General features: G+C 71.2%; 15 protein-coding genes. 10 read left to right on the forward strand and 5 right to left on the reverse strand.

Annotated features, from left to right (window positions below; genetic code table 11):
- The first annotated feature begins 183 nt into the window (after nucleotides 1-183).
- Together ABZX40_RS01380 and ABZX40_RS01385 are read left to right on the forward strand one after the other, a co-directional pair.
- Complete coding sequence (locus ABZX40_RS01380) at nucleotides 184-1,143, forward strand: RecB family exonuclease (protein WP_355745642.1); 960 nt, start codon at nucleotides 184-186, stop codon at nucleotides 1,141-1,143.
- 129 nt (nucleotides 1,144-1,272) lie between these two features.
- Nucleotides 1,273-1,944, forward strand: coding sequence for a response regulator transcription factor (locus ABZX40_RS01385; RefSeq protein ID WP_189560445.1), 672 nt, complete (start codon nucleotides 1,273-1,275; stop codon nucleotides 1,942-1,944).
- Between the two features lie 121 nt (nucleotides 1,945-2,065).
- Here the strand turns inward: ABZX40_RS01385 and ABZX40_RS01390 are convergent, their stop codons facing one another.
- The 4 genes from ABZX40_RS01390 to metH all read right to left on the reverse strand — a co-directional run bounded on the left by ABZX40_RS01390 (nucleotide 2,066) and on the right by metH (nucleotide 10,159).
- On the reverse strand, nucleotides 2,066-3,646 hold the full coding sequence (locus tag ABZX40_RS01390; protein WP_355745645.1) for an ABC transporter substrate-binding protein: 1,581 nt from the start codon (nucleotides 3,644-3,646) through the stop codon (nucleotides 2,066-2,068).
- Nucleotides 3,647-3,713: 67 nt separating this feature from the next.
- Nucleotides 3,714-5,318 (reverse strand): ABC transporter substrate-binding protein, encoded by a 1,605-nt coding sequence (locus tag ABZX40_RS01395; RefSeq protein ID WP_355745648.1) that lies wholly within the window; start codon nucleotides 5,316-5,318, stop codon nucleotides 3,714-3,716.
- Between the two features lie 504 nt (nucleotides 5,319-5,822).
- Nucleotides 5,823-6,518 (reverse strand): HAD family phosphatase, encoded by a 696-nt coding sequence (locus tag ABZX40_RS01400; protein WP_355745651.1) that lies wholly within the window; start codon nucleotides 6,516-6,518, stop codon nucleotides 5,823-5,825.
- 128 nt (nucleotides 6,519-6,646) lie between these two features.
- Nucleotides 6,647-10,159 (reverse strand): methionine synthase, encoded by a 3,513-nt coding sequence (gene metH / locus ABZX40_RS01405; RefSeq protein ID WP_355745654.1) that lies wholly within the window; start codon nucleotides 10,157-10,159, stop codon nucleotides 6,647-6,649.
- A gap of 598 nt (nucleotides 10,160-10,757) precedes the next feature.
- Between metH and ABZX40_RS01410 the strand changes: the two genes are divergently transcribed.
- The 8 genes from ABZX40_RS01410 to ABZX40_RS01445 all read left to right on the forward strand — a co-directional run bounded on the left by ABZX40_RS01410 (nucleotide 10,758) and on the right by ABZX40_RS01445 (nucleotide 19,909).
- Complete coding sequence (locus ABZX40_RS01410) at nucleotides 10,758-11,522, forward strand: IclR family transcriptional regulator (RefSeq protein ID WP_355745657.1); 765 nt, start codon at nucleotides 10,758-10,760, stop codon at nucleotides 11,520-11,522.
- A gap of 339 nt (nucleotides 11,523-11,861) precedes the next feature.
- On the forward strand, nucleotides 11,862-12,653 hold the full coding sequence (locus ABZX40_RS01415; protein WP_355745660.1) for an MIP/aquaporin family protein: 792 nt from the start codon (nucleotides 11,862-11,864) through the stop codon (nucleotides 12,651-12,653).
- A 197-nt stretch (nucleotides 12,654-12,850) separates the two neighbouring features.
- A complete protein-coding gene (gene glpK / locus ABZX40_RS01420) occupies nucleotides 12,851-14,389 on the forward strand; it encodes a glycerol kinase GlpK (RefSeq protein ID WP_355745663.1) in 1,539 nt (512 codons plus the stop codon).
- A 304-nt stretch (nucleotides 14,390-14,693) separates the two neighbouring features.
- On the forward strand, nucleotides 14,694-16,319 hold the full coding sequence (locus ABZX40_RS01425; protein ID WP_355745848.1) for a glycerol-3-phosphate dehydrogenase/oxidase: 1,626 nt from the start codon (nucleotides 14,694-14,696) through the stop codon (nucleotides 16,317-16,319).
- Nucleotides 16,320-16,682: 363 nt separating this feature from the next.
- Entirely contained in the window at nucleotides 16,683-17,135 is a 453-nt protein-coding gene (locus ABZX40_RS01430; RefSeq protein ID WP_355745666.1) for a phospholipase, read from the forward strand.
- Nucleotides 17,136-17,228: 93 nt separating this feature from the next.
- Nucleotides 17,229-17,987 (forward strand): purine-nucleoside phosphorylase, encoded by a 759-nt coding sequence (locus tag ABZX40_RS01435; protein WP_355745669.1) that lies wholly within the window; start codon nucleotides 17,229-17,231, stop codon nucleotides 17,985-17,987.
- 142 nt (nucleotides 17,988-18,129) lie between these two features.
- On the forward strand, nucleotides 18,130-18,801 hold the full coding sequence (locus ABZX40_RS01440; RefSeq protein ID WP_355745672.1) for a FadR/GntR family transcriptional regulator: 672 nt from the start codon (nucleotides 18,130-18,132) through the stop codon (nucleotides 18,799-18,801).
- 178 nt (nucleotides 18,802-18,979) lie between these two features.
- Nucleotides 18,980-19,909: a PAC2 family protein gene (locus tag ABZX40_RS01445; protein WP_355745674.1), complete on the forward strand. Its 930-nt coding sequence runs from the start codon at nucleotides 18,980-18,982 to the stop codon at nucleotides 19,907-19,909.
- 79 nt (nucleotides 19,910-19,988) lie between these two features.
- On the opposite strand, the gene mshC is transcribed toward ABZX40_RS01445, so the two are convergent.
- The gene (gene mshC / locus ABZX40_RS01450; RefSeq protein WP_355745677.1) at nucleotides 19,989-21,218 is read right to left on the reverse strand and encodes a cysteine--1-D-myo-inosityl 2-amino-2-deoxy-alpha-D-glucopyranoside ligase; all 1,230 of its coding nucleotides are present in this window, start codon (nucleotides 21,216-21,218) and stop codon (nucleotides 19,989-19,991) included.
- Between the last annotated feature and the right edge of the window lie 180 nt (nucleotides 21,219-21,398).

Raw genomic sequence — 21,398 nt, forward strand, 5'->3', positions numbered from 1 at the left:
GCTGTCCCCTCGTTCGACGCGTCTTCCGCTCCTGCCGGGCGGAAGGGTATGGGATCGATGGTATGTGGCCGTCCGGGCACCGTACGCCCCGGCACCCCTCCAGTTTCCTCTCCCGTCGCTCCAGTCGCCCACGTCACGAACGCGGGTGGGTCACTGTCAGTGGCGGGCCGTAAGGTCTGTGGCATGGAGAGCAGTGGCGGGGGCGAGGGCCTGGTGCCCGGGGGCGGTACGGCGGAGGCGGTGGCGCCGGTGACGGACGTGGTGACGGAGCGTGCGCCCGAGGTGGCGGCGGTGCCGGTGGAGCCGGTCTTCAGAGCGCCTGCCTCGCTGTCGCCCTCGCGGGCCGGTGACTTCATGCAGTGCCCGCTGCTGTACCGGTTCCGGGTGATCGACCGGCTGCCGGAGAAGCCGTCGGAGGCGGCCACCCGGGGGACGCTGGTGCACGCGGTGCTTGAGCGGCTGTTCGACGCGCCCGCCGGGGAGCGTACGGCGCCCCGGGCGAAGGCGCTGGTGCCGGGGCAGTGGGACCGGTTGCGGGAGAGCCGTCCGGAGCTGGCCGAGCTGTTCACGGACGACCCGGAGGGGGACCGGCTGGCGCGCTGGCTGGGCGAGGCGGAGACGCTGGTGGAGCGCTGGTTCGCGCTGGAGGATCCGACGCGGCTGGAGCCGGCCGAGCGGGAGCTGTTCGTGGAGGCCGAGCTGGAGTCGGGGCTGCGGCTGCGCGGGATCATCGACCGGGTGGATGTGGCGCCGACGGGCGAGGTGCGGATCGTCGACTACAAGACCGGCAAGGCGCCCCGCCCGGAGTACGCGGAGGGCGCGCTGTTCCAGATGAAGTTCTACGCGCTGGTGGTGTGGCGGCTGAAGGGGATCGTGCCGCGCCGGCTCCAGCTGGTGTACCTGGGCAGCGGGGATGTGCTCACGTACGACCCGGTGCCGGCCGATCTGGAGCGGGTGGAGCGCAAGCTGCTGGCGCTGTGGGAGGCGATCCGGCTGGCGACGGAGAGCGGTGACTGGCGGCCCCGGCAGACCAAGCTGTGCGGCTGGTGCGACCACCGGGCGGTGTGCCCGGAGTTCGGGGGCACTCCCCCGCCCTACCCGCTGCCGGTGACACGCGCCGAGGCGTCCGCGCCCGGGGTGTGAGCCGATCCGAAGCGCGTGCGGCGCCCGGGGTGTGATCCGTGCCGCAGCCGGTGCGGCGCCGGTGAGGGCGGCCGGGGCCGGGGCGGGCGCGCAGGGCAGAATGGGACGGGACGAACGAAGGAGAGTTACGTGGCCATCCGTGTCCTACTGGTCGATGACCAGCCGCTGCTGCGCACGGGTTTCCGGATGATTCTGGAGGCCGAGCAGGATCTCGCGGTCGTCGGCGAGGCCGGGGACGGCCTCCAGGCGCTCGACCAGGTGCGTGCCCTCCAGCCCGATGTGGTGCTGATGGACATCCGTATGCCGCGGATGGACGGCGTCGAGGCGACCCGGCAGATCACCGGTCCGGAGCGGGACGGCCCGGCGAAGGTGCTGGTGCTGACCACGTTCGATCTGGACGAGTATGTGGTGGAGGCGCTGAAGGCGGGGGCCAGCGGCTTTCTGCTGAAGGACGCCCCGGCCAATGAACTGGTGCAGGCGATCCGGGTGGTGGCGGCCGGGGAGGCGATGCTCGCGCCGAGCATCACCCGCAGACTGCTCGACAAGTACGCCACGCATCTGCCCTCGGGTGACGAACCGGTGCCGGACACCCTGCACACCCTCACGGACCGTGAGGTGGAGGTGCTGAAGCTGGTGGCGCGCGGGCTGTCCAACGCGGAGATCGCGGCGGATCTGTTCGTCAGCGAGACCACGGTCAAGACCCATGTGGGGCATGTGCTGACCAAGCTGGGGCTGCGCGACCGGGTGCAGGCGGCGGTGTACGCGTACGAGAGCGGGCTGGTGCGACCGGGCGCGCAGTAGGCCCGGATCCAGGGGCCGGGCGCGCGGTGGGCGAGGGTCGCCGGAACAGACATCGGCGCGGGGTGCTCCTCCTCGGGAGGGGCGCCCCGCGCCGTTCACTCTCGGTCCGGGCCGGGTGGGCTCAGCCCTTGCTGATCTCCCAGAAGCGGAACACCGTCGACGCGTCGAGGCAGTACTCCAGCCCGTAGACCCCGTCGCCGACGACGGCGTACTGCTTGGCCTGCCAGACCGGGATCATCGGGACCTCCTCGGCGACCAGGTCCTGGAGGCGGTCGTAGTCGGCGTCGGTGGCGGCGCGGTCGCTCTGGGCGGCGGTGCGCGGGATGAGGGTGCCGGTGATGGTGTCGTTGGCGTAGTTGTTGCCGAGGACGTTGCCCTCGCCGAAGAACGGGGCGGTGAAGTTGTCGGGGTCCGGGTAGTCCGGCACCCAGCCCTTGACGTAGACGCCGTACTTGCCGTCGGCGATGTCCTTCTCGTACTGGTCGAAGGCGACCGAGCGGACCTCGGCGTCGAACAGGCCGCTGGCGTTGAGCTGGTCGGCTATCGCCTTGAGTTCCTGGTCGGTGGCGGGGCCGTAGCGCGAGGGCGTGGACCAGAGGGTGAGGCGCACCTTGTCGGTGATGCCGTCGGCGAGCAGCGCGTCCTCGGCCTTGGCCTTGGAGGGGCTGGCGCCGTAGGTGTCGAAGAAGGCGGTGTTGTGGCCGCCGATGCCCGCCGGGATGATCGAGTACAGCGGGGTGGCGGTGCCCTGGTAGACCTTTTCGACCAGGGACTCGCGGTCGAGGAGGTAGGCGATGGCCCGGCGGACGCCGAGCTGTCCGGTGACCGGGTCGTCCATGTTGAAGACGAGGTGCTGGACCTCGGCGCTGCTGCCCTCGACCACCTCGGTGCCGGTGCCGTCGGAGCCGCGGTCGATGTCGGCGATGTCCCCGGCGCTGAGGCCGCGGTAGGCGATGTCGACCTCACCGGCGGAGACGGCCTGCTTCAGTTTCTTCTGGTCGCCCTGGTAGAAGCGGAGGGTGACGCCCTCGTTGGCGACCTCGGCGGTGCCCTTGTAGTGCTCGTTGACCGCGAAGACGGCCTCGTTGTCCGAGAAGGACTCCAGCCGGTAGGGGCCGGAGCCGACGGCCTCGCCGTCCTCGCGCAGACCGCCGGAGTCGTAGGACCGGTGGTCGACGATGGAGCCGGCGCCGGAGGCGATCTTGCTGGGGAAGGTGGCGTCGGGGGTCTTGAGATGGAAGACGATGTTCCGCTCGTCCGGGGTCTCGACCCGGTCGAGGGTCGGGAACATGACGGCGGGGCCGTCGGGGTCGTCGATCTTCAGCATCCGGTCGAAGGAGAACTCGACGTCCTCCGAGGTGAGCGCGGAACCGTTGCTGAACTTGAGGTCGGGCTTGAGGGTGCACTTGTAGAGCTTGGTGGAGGTGTCCGTGAAGCCGCAGCTCTCGGCCGCCTCCGGCGTGGGCTCGGTGCTGCCCTTGGGGAAGCTCAGCAGGGACTGGAAGACATTGTTGAACAGCAGCCATGAGCCGGGGTCGTAGCCGGAGGCGGGGTCGGTGGCGAGGACGTCGTCGGACATGCCGATGACGACATTGCCGCCGTCGCCCCCGGAACCGCCGTTCTGGGTGCCGCATCCGGCCAGCAGGCCGCCGGCCAGTCCGGCCACGAGCGGCAGCACGGGCCACTGGTTGCGCTTGTTCACCTGAGAGTGCCTTGTCGTCGTTCGGAGAGGAGGACGGATCGGGAGGCAGACCCGGGCCGGGCGGTTGTCAGTCGCCGATGCCGCGGTTCAGCTCCCACAGCTGGAGCGTGGAGGAGGAGTTGACGGCGTAGGCCGTGCCGGTGATGTCGTCGCGGGCGGCGACGTACTGCTTGCCCTGCCAGAGCGGGATCAGCGGTACGTCCTCGGCGACGATGTCCTGGATCTCGGTGAGCGCGTCGGCGGCGGAGATCCGGTCGGCCGCACGGCGGGAGTCGGGGATCAGGGTGGCCCGGATGCGGTGGTTGGCGTACGGCGACTTGAGGAAGTTGTCCGTGTCGAGAAACGGGGCGAGGAAGTTGTCGGCGTCGGGGAAGTCGGGGAACCAGCCCATGCCGTAGACCTCGTACTCGCCCTTGCGCTCGGCGGGGACGAAGGCGTCCCAGGGGGTGCCCTTGATGCTGACGTCGAACAGGCCGCTGGCGTTGAGCTGCTTCTGCAGCACCTCGAACTCCTGCTGGGTGGCGGCGCCGTAGTGGTCGGTGGTGTAGTTCAGGGTCAGCCGGACCGGGGTGGTCACCCTCGCCTCGGCGAGCAGGTTCCTGGCCTTCTCGACATTCGGTTCGCCGTATTTGTTGAGGAACGAGTTGGAGTGGCCGGGGACGGCGGCCGGGACGAGCGAGTAAAGCGGCTCGGCCTGGGTGCCGTAGACCTCGGAGATCAGGCTGGTGCGGTTGATGAGCTGGGCCATGGCCTGGCGGACGGCCTTGTCGCCGACGGCCGGGGCGTCGGTGTCGAAGCCGAGGTAGCGGATCTCCAGGCCCTGGACCTCGATGAGTTCGACGGAGCCGCCGGAGCTGTCGGAGAGCTTCTGGATCTGCTCGGGCGTCATGGAGCGGGTCATGACGTCGATGTCGCCCTTCTCCAGGGCGGCGCCCATCGCGTCGGCGTCCGCGAAGGAGCGGATCTCGGCCTTCTCGTTGTTGACCGTGAGGGAGCCCTTGTAGTGCGGATTGCGGGTGAACACGGCGGAGACCATCTCGCCGTCCTCGACCTTGGGCGCCATGCTGTACGGGCCCGAGCCGGAGATGGCGAAGCCCTCGCGGAGCTTGTCCTTGGCGTAGTCGTCGGGGTTGACGATGCCGGCGACGGGCGTGGACAGCTTGTACGGGAAGGTGGCGTCGGCGGTCCTGAGGTGGAAGATCACCTCGCGGTCGCCGGAGGTCTCCACGGTGTCGATGGTGGACAGCAGGGCGAAGACACCGCTGTCGGCCTCGATGGCGAGGGCGCGGTCGATGGAGTACTTCACATCCTCGGCGGTGACCGCGTCGCCGTCGGAGAACTTCAGATCCTTGCGCAGCGTGCAGACATAGCGTTCGTTGCCGCTGTCGGTGAAGGCGCAGCTCTCGGCGGCCTCGGGCACGGGTTCGCCCTCGCCGCGGGGCTGGACCATCAGGGTCTGCACGGTCTGGCGCAGTACGTTCCAGCTGCCGACGTCGTAGGAGTAGGCGGGGTCGACGGGGGCGGGCGCGTCCCCGGTGGCGATGAAGCGGTCGGTGGTGCCCGTGACGATGGTGTCGCCGCCGTCCCCGGCACCGTCGGATCCTCCGCACGCGGCGAGCGCCGGGACGAGCAGACCGGCCACGGCCGGCAGCACGAGAATCTTTCGGTTCATGCTCGGGTTTCTCCAGGCGTCGAGTCCGTGCATCGCACACACAGGAGTGTCGTGGTGGATGCGGGGGTGGGATCGGGGTCTCGCGTCGAGATTAGTCGGCGCCCGCACCGGGGTTCACGGTCAGCGGAGTTGAGTCCCCATCACGCTGTGGAACCGGGTGCGGACACACCGAAAACCCGCCAGCGGAAGGATTCGTGCGGCATTTCGCCAATCGGGACACAACGGTGCGTCAACACGACCGTAACGCAGCCGAAACCGGGGCGGAAAGCACACGCCCCGGACCCTGTCGACCCCCGCTGAGGTGGTGAACCTCACATCACCCAGCGGGGGTATGGGCGCCTGAATTCGGTCATCGGGGCGAGAAGAATTCCTACGGCCAGAGCCCGGCCGGTTAGTGCAAGAACGTTCTTGAATTCCCCGTCCGGGGGATCTCCGCACGCTCGGTGAACAGGTGACGCATTTCTGTCATCGGGTCGGTCACCGGATATGTCACCGGGTATGTCATCAGGTCGCCATCAGCCCGTACAGAAAAGCGAGGTCGACCTCTTCCAGGGAGTTCACGACCGTGCGCCGGGCGGCCGGGGCGATGGGGGCGACGGACGGCACGGCGATGACCTGGCAGCCGGCGGCCTCGGCGGCGGCGACGCCGGTCGCGGTGTCCTCGACGACCGCGCAGCGGGCCGGGTCCACCCCGAGCCCGGCGGCGGCGAAGAGATACGGGTCGGGGAACGGCTTGGTGCGGGCGACCTCGTCCCCGGCGACCGTGAGCGCGAAGTACTGGGGGCCGAGCGAGGTGAGGACCCGGTCGATGATGCGCCGGTGCGAGGCGGAGACCAGGGCCGTGGGGACGCGCTGGGCGGCCAGTTCGGCGAGCAGCCGGGCGGCGCCGGGCATCAGCGGCAGGGCGCGGTCGATCCGGTCCTCGAAGCCCTGGTTGAGCAGCCCGGTCAGCTCGGCCAGCGCGATGTCGGCGCCGGTGGCCTCGATGAGGAACCCGGCGCTGCGGGTCATCGGGCCGCCGACCACGACATGGCGCCAGGAGTCGTCGAGGGTGTGACCGAGGGCGGCGAAGACCTCGACCTCGACGTCCCACCAGAAGCCCTCGGTGTCCACCAGGGTGCCGTCCATGTCGAGGAGCACGGCCTGAAGACCGGAGCCTTCGGCCGTACGGGTGCCGAGCGCGGGGACGGTGGTCGTCATCCGGCGTACCTCCTTGAGGGACGACCAGGCCGGTTCCCGCGCGGGGAACCGGCCTGGCGTGGACCGACCAGTGTACGTCGGCTTCGATCAGAGTGCCGGATGAGGCCCGAGAGGGCCCTGACCGGGGCTCACCGGGCGTTGAAGTACTTCGCCTCGGGGTGGTGGATGACGATGGCGTCGGTGGACTGCTCGGGGTGCAGCTGGAACTCCTCGGAGAGCTGGACGCCGATCCGCTCGGGCTCCAGCAGCTCGGCGATCTTCGCCCGGTCCTCCAGGTCGGGACAGGCCCCGTAGCCCAGCGAGAAGCGGGCGCCCCGGTACTTGAGGGCGAACATGTCCTCGATGCCGGCCGGGTCCTCCCCGGCGAAGCCGAGTTCGGAGCGGACCCGGGCGTGCCAGTACTCGGCGAGGGCCTCGGCGAGCTGGACGGAGAGGCCGTGCAGTTCGAGGTAGTCGCGGTAGGCGTCGGCCTCGAAGAGCCGGGCGGTCTCCTCGCCGATCCGGGAGCCGACGGTGACGACCTGGAAGCCGACCACGTCGATCTCGCCGGACTCCTCCGGGCGGAAGAAGTCGGCCAGGCACAGCCTGCGGCCCCGGCGCTGGCGGGGGAAGGTGAACCGGGTGCGCTCATTGCCGTCGTCGTCCAGGACGATCAGGTCGTCGTCCTTGGAGACACAGGGGAAGTAGCCGTAGACGACGGCGGCTTCGAGGAGGTTCTCGGTCTGGAGCCGGTCCAGGAGTCCGCGCAGCCGGGGGCGGCCCTCGGTCTCCACCAGCTCCTCGTAGGTCGGGCCCTCGCCGGTGCGGGCCTGCTTGAGGCCCCACTGGCCCTTGAAGAGGGCGCCCTCGTCCAGCCAGGAGGCGTACTCCTTGAGCTGGATGCCCTTGATGACCCGGGTGCCGCGGAACGGCGTGGCCGGGATCGGGTTGTCGGTGGCGACATCGGAGCGGACATGCCCCTCCTCGGGGCGCTCCTCGGCCACCGCGGTCGCGGCGGGCCGCACCCGGCGCTGCTTCAGCTCGGGCAGCACGGCGCCGGGGACACCGCGCTTGACGCCGATCAGGGCGTCCATCAGACGCAGGCCCTCGAAGGCGTCCCGGGCGTAGCGGACCTCGCCCTGGTAGATCTCGTGGAGGTCCTGCTCGACATAGGCGCGGGTGAGGGCGGCGCCGCCGAGGATGACCGGGTAGTCGGCGGCCATGCCGCGGGCGTTCAGCTCCTCCAGGTTCTCCTTCATGATCACCGTGGACTTCACCAGCAGCCCGGACATCCCGATGACATCGGCCCGGTGCTCGGCGGCGGCGTCCAGGATCGCGGCGACGGGCTGTTTGATGCCCAGGTTGACCACGTTGTAGCCGTTGTTGGAGAGGATGATGTCCACGAGGTTCTTGCCGATGTCGTGGACGTCGCCGCGGACGGTGGCGAGGACGATGGTGCCCTTGCCGGCCTCGTCGGTCTTCTCCATGTGCGGCTCCAGATGGGCCACCGCGGTCTTCATCACCTCGGCGGACTGGAGCACGAACGGCAGCTGCATCTGGCCGGAGCCGAACAGCTCGCCGACCACCTTCATGCCGTCGAGCAGGATCTTGTTGACGATGTCCAGCGCGGAGGTGGTGGTCAGCGCCTCGTCGAGATCGGCCTCCAGGCCGTTGCGCTCGCCGTCGATGATCCGGCGCTTGAGGCGCTCGTCCAGCGGCAGGGCGGCCAGTTCCTCCGCCTTGCCGGCCCGCAGGGACTTGGCGGTGGCGCCCTCGAAGAGGGCCATCAGCTTCTGGAGCGGGTCGTAGCCCTCGCGGCGGCGGTCGTAGACGAGGTCGAGGGCGGTGGTGACCTCTTCCTCGCTGAAGCGGGCGATGGGCAGGATCTTGGAGGCGTGCACGATCGCCGAGTCCAGGCCCGCCTTGACGCATTCGTCCAGGAAGACGGAGTTCAGCAGGATGCGGGCGGCCGGGTTGAGGCCGAAGGAGATGTTGGACAGGCCCAGGGTGGTCTGGACGTCGGGGTGGCGGCGCTTGAGTTCGCGGATGGCCTCGATGGTGGCGATGCCGTCGCCGCGGGACTCCTCCTGGCCGGTGCAGATGGTGAAGGTCAGGGTGTCGATGAGGATGTCGGACTCATGGATGCCCCAGTTGCCGGTGAGGTCGTCGATCAGCCGTTCGGCGATCTCGACCTTCTTCTCGGGGGTGCGGGCCTGCCCCACCTCGTCGATGGTCAGCGCGATCAGCGCGGCGCCGTGCTCCTGGGCGAGTGCGGTGACCTGGGCGAACCGGGACTCGGGGCCGTCGCCGTCCTCGTAGTTGACGGAGTTGATGACCGCGCGTCCGCCGAGCTTCTGGAGGCCCGCCCGGATGACGTCGACCTCGGTGGAGTCGAGCACGATCGGCAGGGTGGAGGCGGTGGCGAAGCGGCCCGCCAGCTCCTCCATGTCGGCGACGCCGTCGCGGCCGACGTAGTCCACGCACAGGTCGAGCAGATGGGCGCCCTCGCGGATCTGCTCGCGGGCCATCTCCACACAGTCGTCCCAGCGGGCCTCCAGCATGGCCTCGCGGAACTTCTTGGAGCCGTTGGCGTTGGTGCGCTCGCCGATCGCCAGATAGGAGGTGTCCTGCCGGAACGGCACCGACTGGTAGAGGGAGGCCGCGCCCGGCTCGGGGCGGGGGCTGCGCTCGGTGGGGGTCAGCTCCCGGACCCGCTCCACGACCTGGCGCAGATGCTCGGGCGTGGTCCCACAGCACCCGCCGACCAGGGACAGCCCGTAGTCCCGGACGAAGTTCTCCTGGGCGTCGGCCAGCTCGGGGGCGCCCAGCGGGTAGTGGGCGCCGTCCGAGGTGAGGACGGGCAGCCCGGCGTTCGGCATGCAGGAGAGCGGGATGCGGGAGTGGCGGGCGAGGAAGCGCAGATGCTCGCTCATCTCGGCGGGGCCGGTGGCGCAGTTCAGGCCGATCATGTCGATGCCGAGCGGCTCCAGCGCGGTGAGCGCGGCACCGATCTCGGAGCCGAGCAGCATGGTGCCGGTGGTCTCGACGGTGACGGAGACGATCAGCGGGACGTCGTAGCCGGCGACGGCCATCGCGCGGCGGGCGGCGATGACGGACGCCTTGGTCTGGAGCAGGTCCTGGGTGGTCTCGACCAGCAGGGCGTCGGCGCCGCCGGCGAGCAGGCCCTCGGCGTTCTGCTGGTAGGCGTCGCGGATCGCGGTGAAGGTGGTGTGGCCCAGCGTCGGCAGCTTGGTGCCGGGGCCCATGGAGCCGAGCACCCAGCGCGGGCGGCCGGTGTCGGCGGCGAAGGCGTCGGCGGTCTCGCGGGCGATCCGGGCACCGGCCTCGGACAGCTCGAAGACCCGCTCGGGGATGTCGTACTCGCCGAGCGCGGAGAGGTTGGCGCCGAAGGTGTTGGTCTCGACGCAGTCGACACCGGCGGCGAAGTACTCGGTGTGCACCGAGCGGACGATGTCCGGGCGGGTGACGTTCAGGACCTCGTTGCAGCCTTCGAGCTGCTGGAAGTCGTCCAGCGTGGGGTCCTGCGCCTGGAGCATGGTGCCCATGGCGCCGTCGGCGACCACCACGCGGGTGGCGAGCGCCTCGCGGAGCGCGGACACACGGGTCCGGGGGTCGGCGGAAGGGGTCGGCACTGCGGCCATGGAGTGGGCTCCCTCGGATGCGACGGCTGTCGGCTTTGCGTCCCGGTCAGAATGCGCTCGGCGGGCGCCGGGCGCCTCCCGGTCGGGGCACGCACGTCGCCCAGGGTAGCGGGGCGGCAGGGCTTATCGTCAGCACGTCCACGGGACGGACCGGCGAACCGTGCCCGGCCTGCGTACTGATATGCACCGAAGTACCGACACGCACCCGCCGATCGTTGGCGGGGGGTCGGCATGCACCGGTACTGTTCGACAATGCCGAACGGTGGGTGGGTGGTGGCCGGGCGGTGGCTGGTCGGTGGCTGCCGACGGGTCGGCGGTGGCGCTGACCGGTGGGTTGACCAGCGGGTTGACCGGCGGGTTGACCAGCGGATTGGCCGGCAGATCGGCCAGCGGATCGGCGGCGGGGCCGAGAGGCGGGGCGACCGGCGGGCTGACCGGCGGTCGACCGGCTGCTGACCGGCAGGCCGATCGACGCGCGGGGCGGTGGCTCGGCGCGTCGGCGCGTCGGTGCGTCGAACGGCGGGGCAGTGGGTCGGCGCGTCGTTCGGCGGGTCGGCAGGTCGGTGGGTCGAGGGGAACGGACGGAGGCAGGACGGCCATGGCACGGAACATCCAGTCGCTCGAACGCGCCGCGGCGATGCTGCGGCTGCTCGCGGGCGGCGAGCGGCGGCTCGGCCTCTCCGACATCGCCTCCTCGCTCGGCCTGGCCAAGGGCACCGCGCACGGCATCCTGCGCACCCTCCAGCACGAGGGGTTCGTGGAGCAGGACGAGGCGTCCGGGCGCTATCAGCTGGGCGCCGAGCTGCTGCGGCTGGGCACCACCTACCTGGATGTGCACGAACTGCGCGCGCGGGCGCTGGTCTGGACGGACGACCTGGCCCGCTCCAGCGGCGAGAGCGTCCACCTGGGCGTGCTGCACCAGCACGGCGTGCTGATCGTGCACCACGTCTTCCGGCCCGACGACAGCCGCCAGGTGCTGGAGATCGGCGCCATGCAGCCACTGCACTCCACGGCCCTGGGCAAGGTCCTGTCGGCGTACGACCCGGTGGCGCACAGCGAGGCGCTGGAGAGCGAGCGCAAGCCGTTCACCGACCGCACGGTGTGCGACGCGGCGGGCTTCGAGGAGTTGCTGGACCTCACCCGCGCGCGGGGCTACGCGGCGGATGTCGAGGAGACCTGGGAGGGCGTGGCGGCGATCGCCGCGCCGATCCACGACCGGCGGCGGATGCCGGTCGGCGCGGTGGGCATCACGGGCGCGGTGGAGCGGCTGGTGCGCGGCGGGGAGCTGCGCCCGGAGCTGATCGCGGCGGTACGGGACTGCGCGCGGGCGGTGTCCCGGGACCTGGGCGCCGGGCGCTTCTAGGGCTCCGGCGGGGCGCCGCGCCCGCCCGGTGGTGAAGTCGACAGGTCGACTCTCTCGCTTCGCCCTACCCTGAAGTCAACAAATCCCCCGAAAAGGGGTCAGATCTCAGCTCCAACTGAGTGCAGATTGATAAGCGGAGCCGATCAGTAACGATCACGCTTCCGATAACAGAACCCTTGACTGGCGCGTAACCCAGAGCAAGACTCGCGTCCATCGGTCGGCATTGTCGAACACCTACCGGCAATACGCGTTAGAGTGTGGTGACCTCGCGGGCCGTCGGACCCCGGAAAGGGATGAAGGGGTTCTGCTTCCCCTGGACGAAGGACAAAGGAGTCGCGGGTGTCCAGCTCCGACATCTTCATCGGCGAGACCATCGGTACCGCCCTGCTCATCCTGCTCGGTGCCGGCGTGGTCGCCGCCGTCACCCTCAAGGCGTCCAAGGCGCGCGGCGCCGGCTGGGTCGCCATCACCTTCGGGTGGGGCTTCGCCGTCATGGTCGCCGTCTATGTGTCCGCGCCGCTCTCCGGCGCCCACCTCAATCCGGCGGTGACCCTGGCGCTCACCATCGAGGACGGCAAGTGGAGCGACCTGCCCATCTACTGGGGCGGTCAGCTGCTCGGCGCCATGATCGGCGCGGCCCTCACCTGGGTGGCGTACTACGGCCAGTTCCAGGCCCATCTGACCGACCGCGAGATCGTCGGCGACCCGGTGCCGAAGGCCGACAAGGCCCTGGAGGCCCGGGAGCGGGGCGCGGGCCCGGTGCTCGGCATCTTCTCCACCGGCCCCGAGGTCCGCAATGTGTGGATGAACCTGGCCACCGAGATCATCGGTACGTTCGTGCTGCTCATCGCCATCCTCACCCAGGGTCTCAACGACAACGGCAACGGCCTCAGCGTGCTCGGCGGTCTGGTCACCGCGTTCGTCGTGGTCTCCATCGGCCTGTCGCTGGGCGGCCCGACCGGATACGCCATCAACCCGGCCCGTGACCTGGGTCCGCGCATCGTGCACGCCCTGCTGCCGCTGCCCAACAAGGGCGGCTCCGACTGGAGCTACGCCTGGATCCCGATCGTCGGCCCGCTCATCGGCGGTGCCGCCGCGGCCGGTCTCTTCAACGCCGCCTTCCCGCACTGAGCCGACCGGGCCGACCGGGCAGTACCTGACAGTGCCAGGCAGTACCGGACAGTGCGGCGCCGTACCGGGCAGGGACCGGACAGCGCGGCGCCGTACCAGGCAAGGACCGGACGACGACCGGGCATGGACCGGGCAAGGACCAGACGACAGCACCGGGCGGCAGCAGCCCCGCCCCACGGAACCCCCAGGAGCACATCGTGACCGACGCCCACACCGCCGGACCCTTCATCGCCGCGATCGACCAGGGCACCACCTCCTCGCGCTGCATCGTCTTCGACCGGGACGGCCGGATCGTCTCCGTCGACCAGAAGGAGCACGAGCAGATCTTCCCCAAGCCCGGCTGGGTCGAGCACAACGCGAACGAGATCTGGACCAACGTCCAGGAGGTCGTCGCCGGAGCGATCGAGAAGGCCGGCATCACCCGTGACGACATCCTGGCCATCGGCATCACCAACCAGCGCGAGACCACCGTGCTGTGGGACAAGAACACCGGTGAGCCGGTCCACCACGCGATCGTCTGGCAGGACACCCGCACCGACGCGCTCTGCAAGGAACTCGGCCGCAATGTCGGCCAGGACCGGTTCCGGCGCCAGACCGGCCTGCCGCTCGCGTCCTACTTCGCCGGTCCCAAGGCCCGCTGGCTGCTGGACAACGTGCCCGGCCTCAAGGAGCGCGCCGAGGCCGGCGACATCCTGTTCGGCACCATGGACACCTGGGTCATCTGGAACCTCACCGGCGGGGTGAACGGCGGCAAGCACGTCACCGATGTCACCAATGCCTCCCGCACCCTGCTGATGAATCTGCACACCATGGCCTGGGACCCCAAGATCGCCGAGTCCATCGGCGTACCGCTGTCGATGCTGCCGGAGATCCACTCCTCCTCCGAGGTGTACGGCGAGATCACCGGCGGGCGTCTCGGCGAGCTGCTCGGCGGCATCCCGGTGGCGTCCGCGCTCGGCGACCAGCAGGCGGCCCTGTTCGGCCAGACCTGTTTCGCCGAGGGCGAGACCAAGTCGACGTACGGCACCGGCACGTTCATGGTGATGAACACCGGCGAGAAGATCATCAACTCCTACAGCGGGCTGCTGACCACCGTCGGCTACAAGATCGGCGACCAGGACACGGTCTACGCCCTGGAGGGCTCGATCGCGGTCACCGGGTCGCTGGTGCAGTGGATGCGCGACCAGATGGGCCTGATCTCCACGGCCGCCGAGATCGAGACCCTCGCGCTCACCGTCGAGGACAACGGCGGCGCCTACTTCGTCCCCGCCTTCTCCGGTCTGTTCGCCCCCTACTGGCGCTCCGACGCGCGCGGGGTGATCGCCGGGCTGACCCGGTACGTCACCAAGGCGCATCTGGCCCGCGCGGTGCTGGAGGCCACCGCCTGGCAGACCCGGGAGATCGCGGACGCGATGACGAAGGACTCCGGGGTGGAGCTGACCACCCTGAAGGTCGACGGCGGTATGACCTCCAACAATCTGCTGATGCAGACCCTCTCGGACGTCCTGGACGCGCCCGTGGTGCGCCCCATGGTCGCCGAGACCACCTGCCTCGGCGCCGCCTACGCCGCGGGTCTCGCCATCGGCTTCTGGAACAGCACCGACGATCTGCGCGCCAACTGGCGCCGGGCCGCCGAGTGGACCCCCCGGATGGACGCGGAGGTCCGCGAACGCGAGTACAAGAGCTGGCTCAAGGCGGTCGAGCGCACGATGGGCTGGCTCGAAGACGAGAAGTGACGAGCACCGACGAGCGCTGACGATCCCCGATGAACCCTGACGAGCCCGGTCCGAGCCCGGCCGACAGCCGACGACAGCCGACGAGCACTGAGCACTGAGACCTGACGAACACTGACGCGCACTGACGCGCACTGACGACAACCGTGACAGCCGGCGACAGCGACGAGAGCTGCCCGACGACAGCCGGTGACGGCTGGGCCGCCCCTCGAAGAGCCGACGGCGGCGGCAGACGACACCCGGGGCGGGCCGGCGATCCCGGTCCGCCCCGGGCCCCGGTGAGGAGTTGGAACCCCGCATGACCAGCATGACCCGTCCGTCCACCACCCCTTTGTCCGTGCCCGCCCTGGGCACCCGCCCCTCCTCCGGGACCAACCCCGGCCGCGCCGAGACCCGCGAGCGGCTGGCGGGGGCGTCGTACGACCTGCTCGTGGTCGGCGGCGGCATCCTGGGGATCTCGACCGCCTGGCACGCCGCGCAGTCCGGGCTCCGGGTGGCGCTGGTCGACGCCGGGGACTTCGCCGGTGCCACCTCCTCCGCCTCCTCCAAGCTGCTGCACGGCGGGCTGCGCTACCTCCAGACCGGCGCGGTGAAGCTGGTCGCGGAGAACCATGTCGAGCGGCGCGCGCTCTCCCGCCGGGTCGCCCCGCACCTGGCGAACCCGCTCACCTTCTACCTCCCCGTCTACAAGGGCGGACCGCACGGCGCGGCGAAGCTGGGCGCGGGGGTCCTCGCCTACTCGGCGCTGTCCGCGTTCGGCGACGGCGTGGGGCATCTGCTCTCCCCGGCGAAGGCGGCGCGGGAGGTGCCGGAGCTGCGGACCGAGAATCTCAGGGCCGTGGCCGTGTACGGCGACGACCAGATGAACGACGCCCGGATGGCGCTGATGACGGTCCGCGCGGCCGTCGAGGCGGGGGCGGTCGTCCTCAACCACGCCGAGGTCACCGGGCTGCGGTTCACCCGGGGCCGGGTGACCGGTGCGGAGCTGAGGGACCGGCTGGGCGGCGAGGAGTTCGGGGTGAACGCCCGGCTGGTGCTGAACGCCACCGGGCCCTGGGTGGACCGGCTGCGCCGGATGGAGGACCCGGCCGCGGCCCCGTCGATCCGGCTGTCCAAGGGCGCCCATCTGGTGCTGCGGCGGACCTCGCCGTGGAAGGCGGCGCTGGCGACCCCGATCGACAAGTACCGGATCACCTTCGCCCTGCCCTGGGAGGACATGCTGCTGCTGGGCACCACCGACGAGGAGTTCGAGGGCGACCCGGCGGAGGTGGCGGTCACCGACCGGGATGTGACCCAGATCCTGGACGAGGCCGCGTTCTCGGTACGGGACCGGCAGCTGAGCCGGGACCTGATCACCTACTCCTTCGCCGGGCTGCGGGTGCTGCCGGGCGGGCCCGGGGACACCTCGAAGGCCAAGCGGGAGACCGTGGTGACCGAGGGCCGGGGCGGGATGCTGTCGGTGGCGGGCGGCAAGTGGACGACGTTCCGGCACATCGGCCGGACCGTGATGCGCAAGCTGGAGTCGCTGCCGGGCCACCCGCTCGGCGAGGACTTCGAGCCCGTCGCGCAGCTGCCCCGCGGGCTGCCGCTGCCCGGGGTCGCCAACCCGCGCGCGGTCGCCCACCGGCTCCTGGTCGACGGCCCGGCGCCGGGCCCGCGGATGGCCGCCGACACCGCGAGGCATCTGGCGACGCACTACGGTTCGCTGGCCTTCGACATCGCCCGCCTCGCCAACGAGGACCCGGAACTCGCCCGGCGCGTCCACCCGGACGCCCCGGAGATCTGGGCGCAGGTGGTGTGGGCGCGCGACCACGAGTGGGCCGAGACGGCGGACGACGTCCTGCGCCGCCGCACCACGCTGACCGTCCGCGGTCTGGCGACGGACGAGATCCGCGCGCGGGTGCGGGCCCTGCTCGACGCGAGGCCCTCGTAGTCCCGCGCAGTCCCGAGTAGTGGCGCGTAGTCCCGCGTAGTCGCGGACGCCCTGGACGCGGCCCCGGCGGCCACGAACAGAGGCTCAGCCGCCACAGGGGCGGACCCGGCGGCCACAGACCCGGCGTAAGCCGAACACACGGTGCCCAAGGGGCGGTTCCACCACCGGAACCGCCCCTTTCGGCTGCCCGCGCACCCCGTCGCACCGGTGATCACCCCCGCGTTCACCCTGTGATCGCCGGGCGCGCGGGAGAGTTCACGGCGTATTGGAGCGCCGGCGGTGTAAGGAGGGTGACAGGGCGTCAATCATCTTGTCATGAACCTGCTGTCCGAGGGCCGGGCCGCAGCCTCATGGAGGTGTGGGATGCACCGCAGACTCGCCACCGGTCTCGCCGCGTCGGCGCTGGCCGTGATCACCGTCGCCGTGACCGCCACCAGCGCCACCGCCGCCCCTGCCGACAAGCCCCAGGTCCTGTCGAACTGGACCCAGACCAGCGCGTCCAGCTACAACTCCTGGTCCGCCGCCCGTGCCAACCAGAGCGCCTGGTCGGCCTACCAGTTCGACTGGTCCACGGACTACTGCTCCTCCTCCCCCGACAACCCCTTCGGCTTCCCGTTCGCCAACTCCTGTGCCCGCCACGACTTCGGCTACCGCAACTACAAGGCGGCCGGTGCCTTCAACGCCAACAAGGCCCGCCTGGACAGCGCCTTCTACGAGGACCTCAAGCGCGTGTGCAACGGCTACGGCGGCGCCTCCAAGACCGCCTGCAACAGCACCGCCTGGACCTACTACCAGGCCGTGCGCGCCTTCGGCTGACGCCCGTGCCGACCCGGGGTGCGGGCCGGTGACCGGGCGGTTCGTATGATCGCGTGGCCGCCCGATCCACCGCCCGTCCCTGGGAGCCGCCGTATGCCGCAGGACCTCCAGCCGCTCACCCGCATACCCCGCACCGGGCTGCCGGCCCATGCCGTGGTGGTCGGCGACCCGGCGCGCGCCGCGGCCGTCGCCGCGCTGCTGGACGACGCCGAGGAGGTGTCGTACCACCGCGAGTACCGGGTCTTCGCCGGGAGCTGGAAGGGGCTGCCGGTGGCCGTCGCCTCGCACGGCATCGGCGGGCCCGGCGCCATCCTGCTCTTCCAGGAGATGGCCGACGCGGGCGTGCGCACCTTCCTCCGGTTCGGCACCGCGGGCGCGATGCGGCCGGGTATCGCGGACGGCGACCTGGTGATCGCCGAGGCCGCCGTGCGCGACGACGGGGTGACCGGGCAACTGCTCCCCGCGGAGTACCCGGCGGTGGCCACCCCCGAGGCGGTGCTCGCGCTGGAGCGGGCCGCGCGTCGGGCGGGGGCGCCGCATCACCGGGGCATCGTCTGGACCCGGGCCGCGTTCCAGCCGGGCCTGATCCCGCTGACCGGCTACGAGGGCGCGGGCCTGGCCGCCATCGAGATGGAACTCTCGGCCCTCCTCGTCACCGCCTCCCTGCGCGGCCTGGTGGCCGGTGGGGTGCTGGTGATCGACGGGGTCAACGCCGATGAACTCGCCGACGAGCGGGCCACCGGGGCGTACGACCCGCACCGCGAGGTCGTCGCGGCGGGCGTGGCGCGCGGGGCGCTGGTGTCGCTGGAGGCGCTGCGGCTGCTGGCGGAGGGATCCCGGGGCGCGGACTGAGCCTCGTACGGCCTGCGGCGGGGCGGGCGGAGCGGCCCGCGCGCCCCCGTCCGACCTGTGCGTTCGGCCTGCCCGGTGGTCTTCGCCACCCGCATAATGGGCGGTGAGACATCCGATGTCTGGGCGAGCGGGAGGCGGGGCGATGGCGGTCACCGACGAGGCGATCGAGAAGATCAAGGCGATGATCGTCTCCGGCGCGCTGCGGCCCGGCGACCGGCTGCCCAAGGAGAGCGAACTCGCCGCCGGACTGGGCCTGTCCCGCAACTCGCTGCGCGAGGCCGTCCGCGCCCTGTCCCTGATCCGCATCCTGGACGTCCGGCAGGGCGACGGCACCTATGTCACCAGTCTGGATCCGCAGCTGCTGCTGGAGGCGCTGAGCTTCGTCGTCGACTTCCACCGGGACGACACCGTGCTGGAGTTCCTCGCCGTCCGCCGCATCCTGGAGCCCGCCGCGACCGCGCTGGCCGCCCCCCGGATCGGCGCCGGGCAGCTCGACGCGCTGGCCGCGCAGCTGGACGCGCTCGGCGGGACCCCGTCGGTGGAGGAACTGGTCGCCGCCGATCTGGAGTTCCACCGGGGGATCGTGCAGGCGTCCGGCAACTCGGTGCTGTGCTCGCTGCTGGACGGGCTGTCCGGGCCGACCACCCGGGCCCGGATCTGGCGCGGGCTGACCCAGGAGGACGCGGTCGGCCGCACCCTGCGCGAGCACCGGGCGATCCTGGCCGCGCTGCGCGACCGGGACGCGGAGGCGGCCCGCTCCTGGGCCACCGTGCACATCGCCAGCGTCGAGCAGTGGCTGCGCTCCAGCCTCTGAGGGCCCCGGCGGCGGGGCCGGTGCTCGGATGATTCGCAGAGCTGTTCTGCGGGGTGTTCCGGGGTGGCGGGCGGGGCAGTGATCCGTTCACTGCCCCCTGCCAGGGGGCTGCGGGCGCCCCCGCCGCACGCCGTAAGGTTGGGTGGTCAGGCGAGGGCATGTCGGAAGGAGGCGCTGGGTGATCGAGCTGGAGGGGGTTCCCGAGCTGATCGACCCAGTGATGGTGGCCGCGTTCGAGGGCTGGAACGATGCCGGCGACGCCGCTTCCACCGCGGTCGCGCATCTGGAGCGGGAGTGGAAGGGCGAGGTGTTCGCGGCGCTGGACGCCGAGGACTACTACGACTTCCAGGTGAACCGCCCCACGGTGTGGATGGATGCCGGGGTGCGCAAGATCACATGGCCGACGACCCGGCTGTCCGTGGTGCGGGTCGGCGGCGACAAGCCACGCGATCTGGTGCTGGTCCGGGGCATCGAGCCGTCCATGCGCTGGCGCTCGTTCTGCAACGAGCTGCTCGGTTTCGCCCATGAACTGGGCGTCGAGCTGGTCGTCATCCTGGGCGCGCTGCTCGGCGACACCCCGCACACCCGCCCGGTCCCGATCAGCGGCACCACGTCCGACGCGGACCTGGCCCGGCGGATGGACCTGGAGGAGACCAAGTACGAGGGCCCCACCGGGATCGTGGGCGTGCTCCAGGAGGCGTGCACCCATGCCGGGGTACCGGCGGTGTCGCTGTGGGCGGCCGTGCCGCACTACGTCTCGCAGCCACCGAACCCGAAGGCGACGCTGGCGCTGCTGAACCGGCTGGAGGATCTGATCGACGTCCGGATCCCGCTCGGCGAGCTGGCCGAGGACGCGCGGGCCTGGCAGGTCGGGGTGGATCAGCTGGCGGCCGAGGACAGCGAGGTCGCCGAGTATGTGCAGACGCTGGAGGAGGCGCGGGACACCGCGGAGCTACCCGAGGCGTCGGGCGAGGCCATCGCACGCGAGTTCGAACGCTATCTGCGGCGCCGGGACGGCGGGACGGGCCCGCCCCTGCCGGGCGAGCGGACCCGCCCGCCGAAGCCCCCGAAGGCGGCGACGGACGACGACGAGTCGTCGGAGGACTGAGAGCGGGCCGTGGCTACGGCAGTGGGCGGGACCCCCGGTGAGGGGTCCCGCCCACTGCCGTACCCGCATACCTCCGTGCCTACAGCGCCACGCCCAGCAGCGCGTCCACCGCGCGGGAGACGACGCCGGGGGCGCCGATGTCCGTGCCGCCCTGTTCCCGCTGGAGCGCGGCCCAGCGGTCGACGGCGGCGAGAGCGGCCGGGGCGTCGAGATCCTGGGCGAGGGCCTCGCGGATCTCCTCGACCAGGGCGTCGGCGGCCGGGCCGTCGGGCCGGGAGACGGCGGCGCGCCAGCGCTCCAGCCGGGCCTCGGCGTCGGCGAGGACCTGGTCGGTCCACTCCCAGTCGGCCCGGTAGTGGTGGGCCAGCAGGGCGAGGCGGATGGCGGCCGGGTCGACGCCGTCGCGGCGGAGCTGGGAGACGAAGACCAGGTTGCCCTTGGACTTCGACATCTTCTCGCCGTTCAGCCCGACCATCCCGGCGTGGACGTACGCCTTGGCCATGGGGAACTCGCCGGTGAGGACCTGGGCGTGGGAGGCGCCCATCTCGTGGTGCGGGAAGGCGAGGTCGGAGCCGCCGCCCTGGACGTCGAAGCCCATCCCGAGGTGGTCGAGGGCGATGGCGACGCACTCGATGTGCCAGCCGGGCCGGCCGCGGCCGAGGGAGCCGCCGTCCCAGCTGGGCTCGCCGTCGCGGGCCCTGAGCCAGAGCATCGGGTCGAGGGGGTTCTTCTTGCCGGGGCGGTCGGGGTCGCCGCCGCGCTCGGCGGAGAGCAGCCGCATGGCGGTGGTGTCGAGGTGGGAGACCTGGCCGAAGTGCGGGTCGGACCCGATGGAGAAGTAGAGGTCGCCGTCGAGTTCATAGGCGGCGCCCAGCTCGCGCAGCCGTTCGACCAGCGGGACGATGCCGGGTATGGCCTCGACGGCGCCTATGTAGTGCCGGGGCGGGAGCATCCGCAGGGCGGTCATGTCCTCGCGGAAGAGGGTGGTCTCCCGCTCGGCGAGGGCGGTCCAGTCGACGCCGTCGCGCTGGGCCCGCTCCAGCAGCGGATCGTCGACATCGGTGACGTTCTGGACGTAGTGGACCTGGCGCTTGGTGTCGAGCCACACGCGCTGCACGAGGTCGAACGCGTTGTAGGTCGCCGCGTGCCCCATGTGGGTCGCGTCGTACGGCGTGATACCGCAGACGTAGATACGGGCGACGGGACCGGGGTCGAGGGAGACGAGGCCGCCGGTCGCGGTGTCGTGGATCCTCAGGTCGCGGCCCTGACCAGGCAGGGCGGGGACCTCGGAAGCGGGCCAGGCATGCATGCTGTGAGCCTAACCGGACGACAGTTCCGCATACGAACCGGACGGGCCGGATGGCCGGTAAGGCGGTCTTGCGGATTGGGCCCCGATATGCGGGGTTCCGGAACGGGCGTCAGATCAGACGGGTGCGGGTGTCAGATGGGTGCGGGTGTCAGATGGGTGCGGCTTCGCACGGGTGCGGGC

The organism is Streptomyces sp. NPDC004610, assembly GCF_040609715.1.
Taxonomy (GTDB): Bacteria; Actinomycetota; Actinomycetes; order Streptomycetales; family Streptomycetaceae; genus Streptomyces.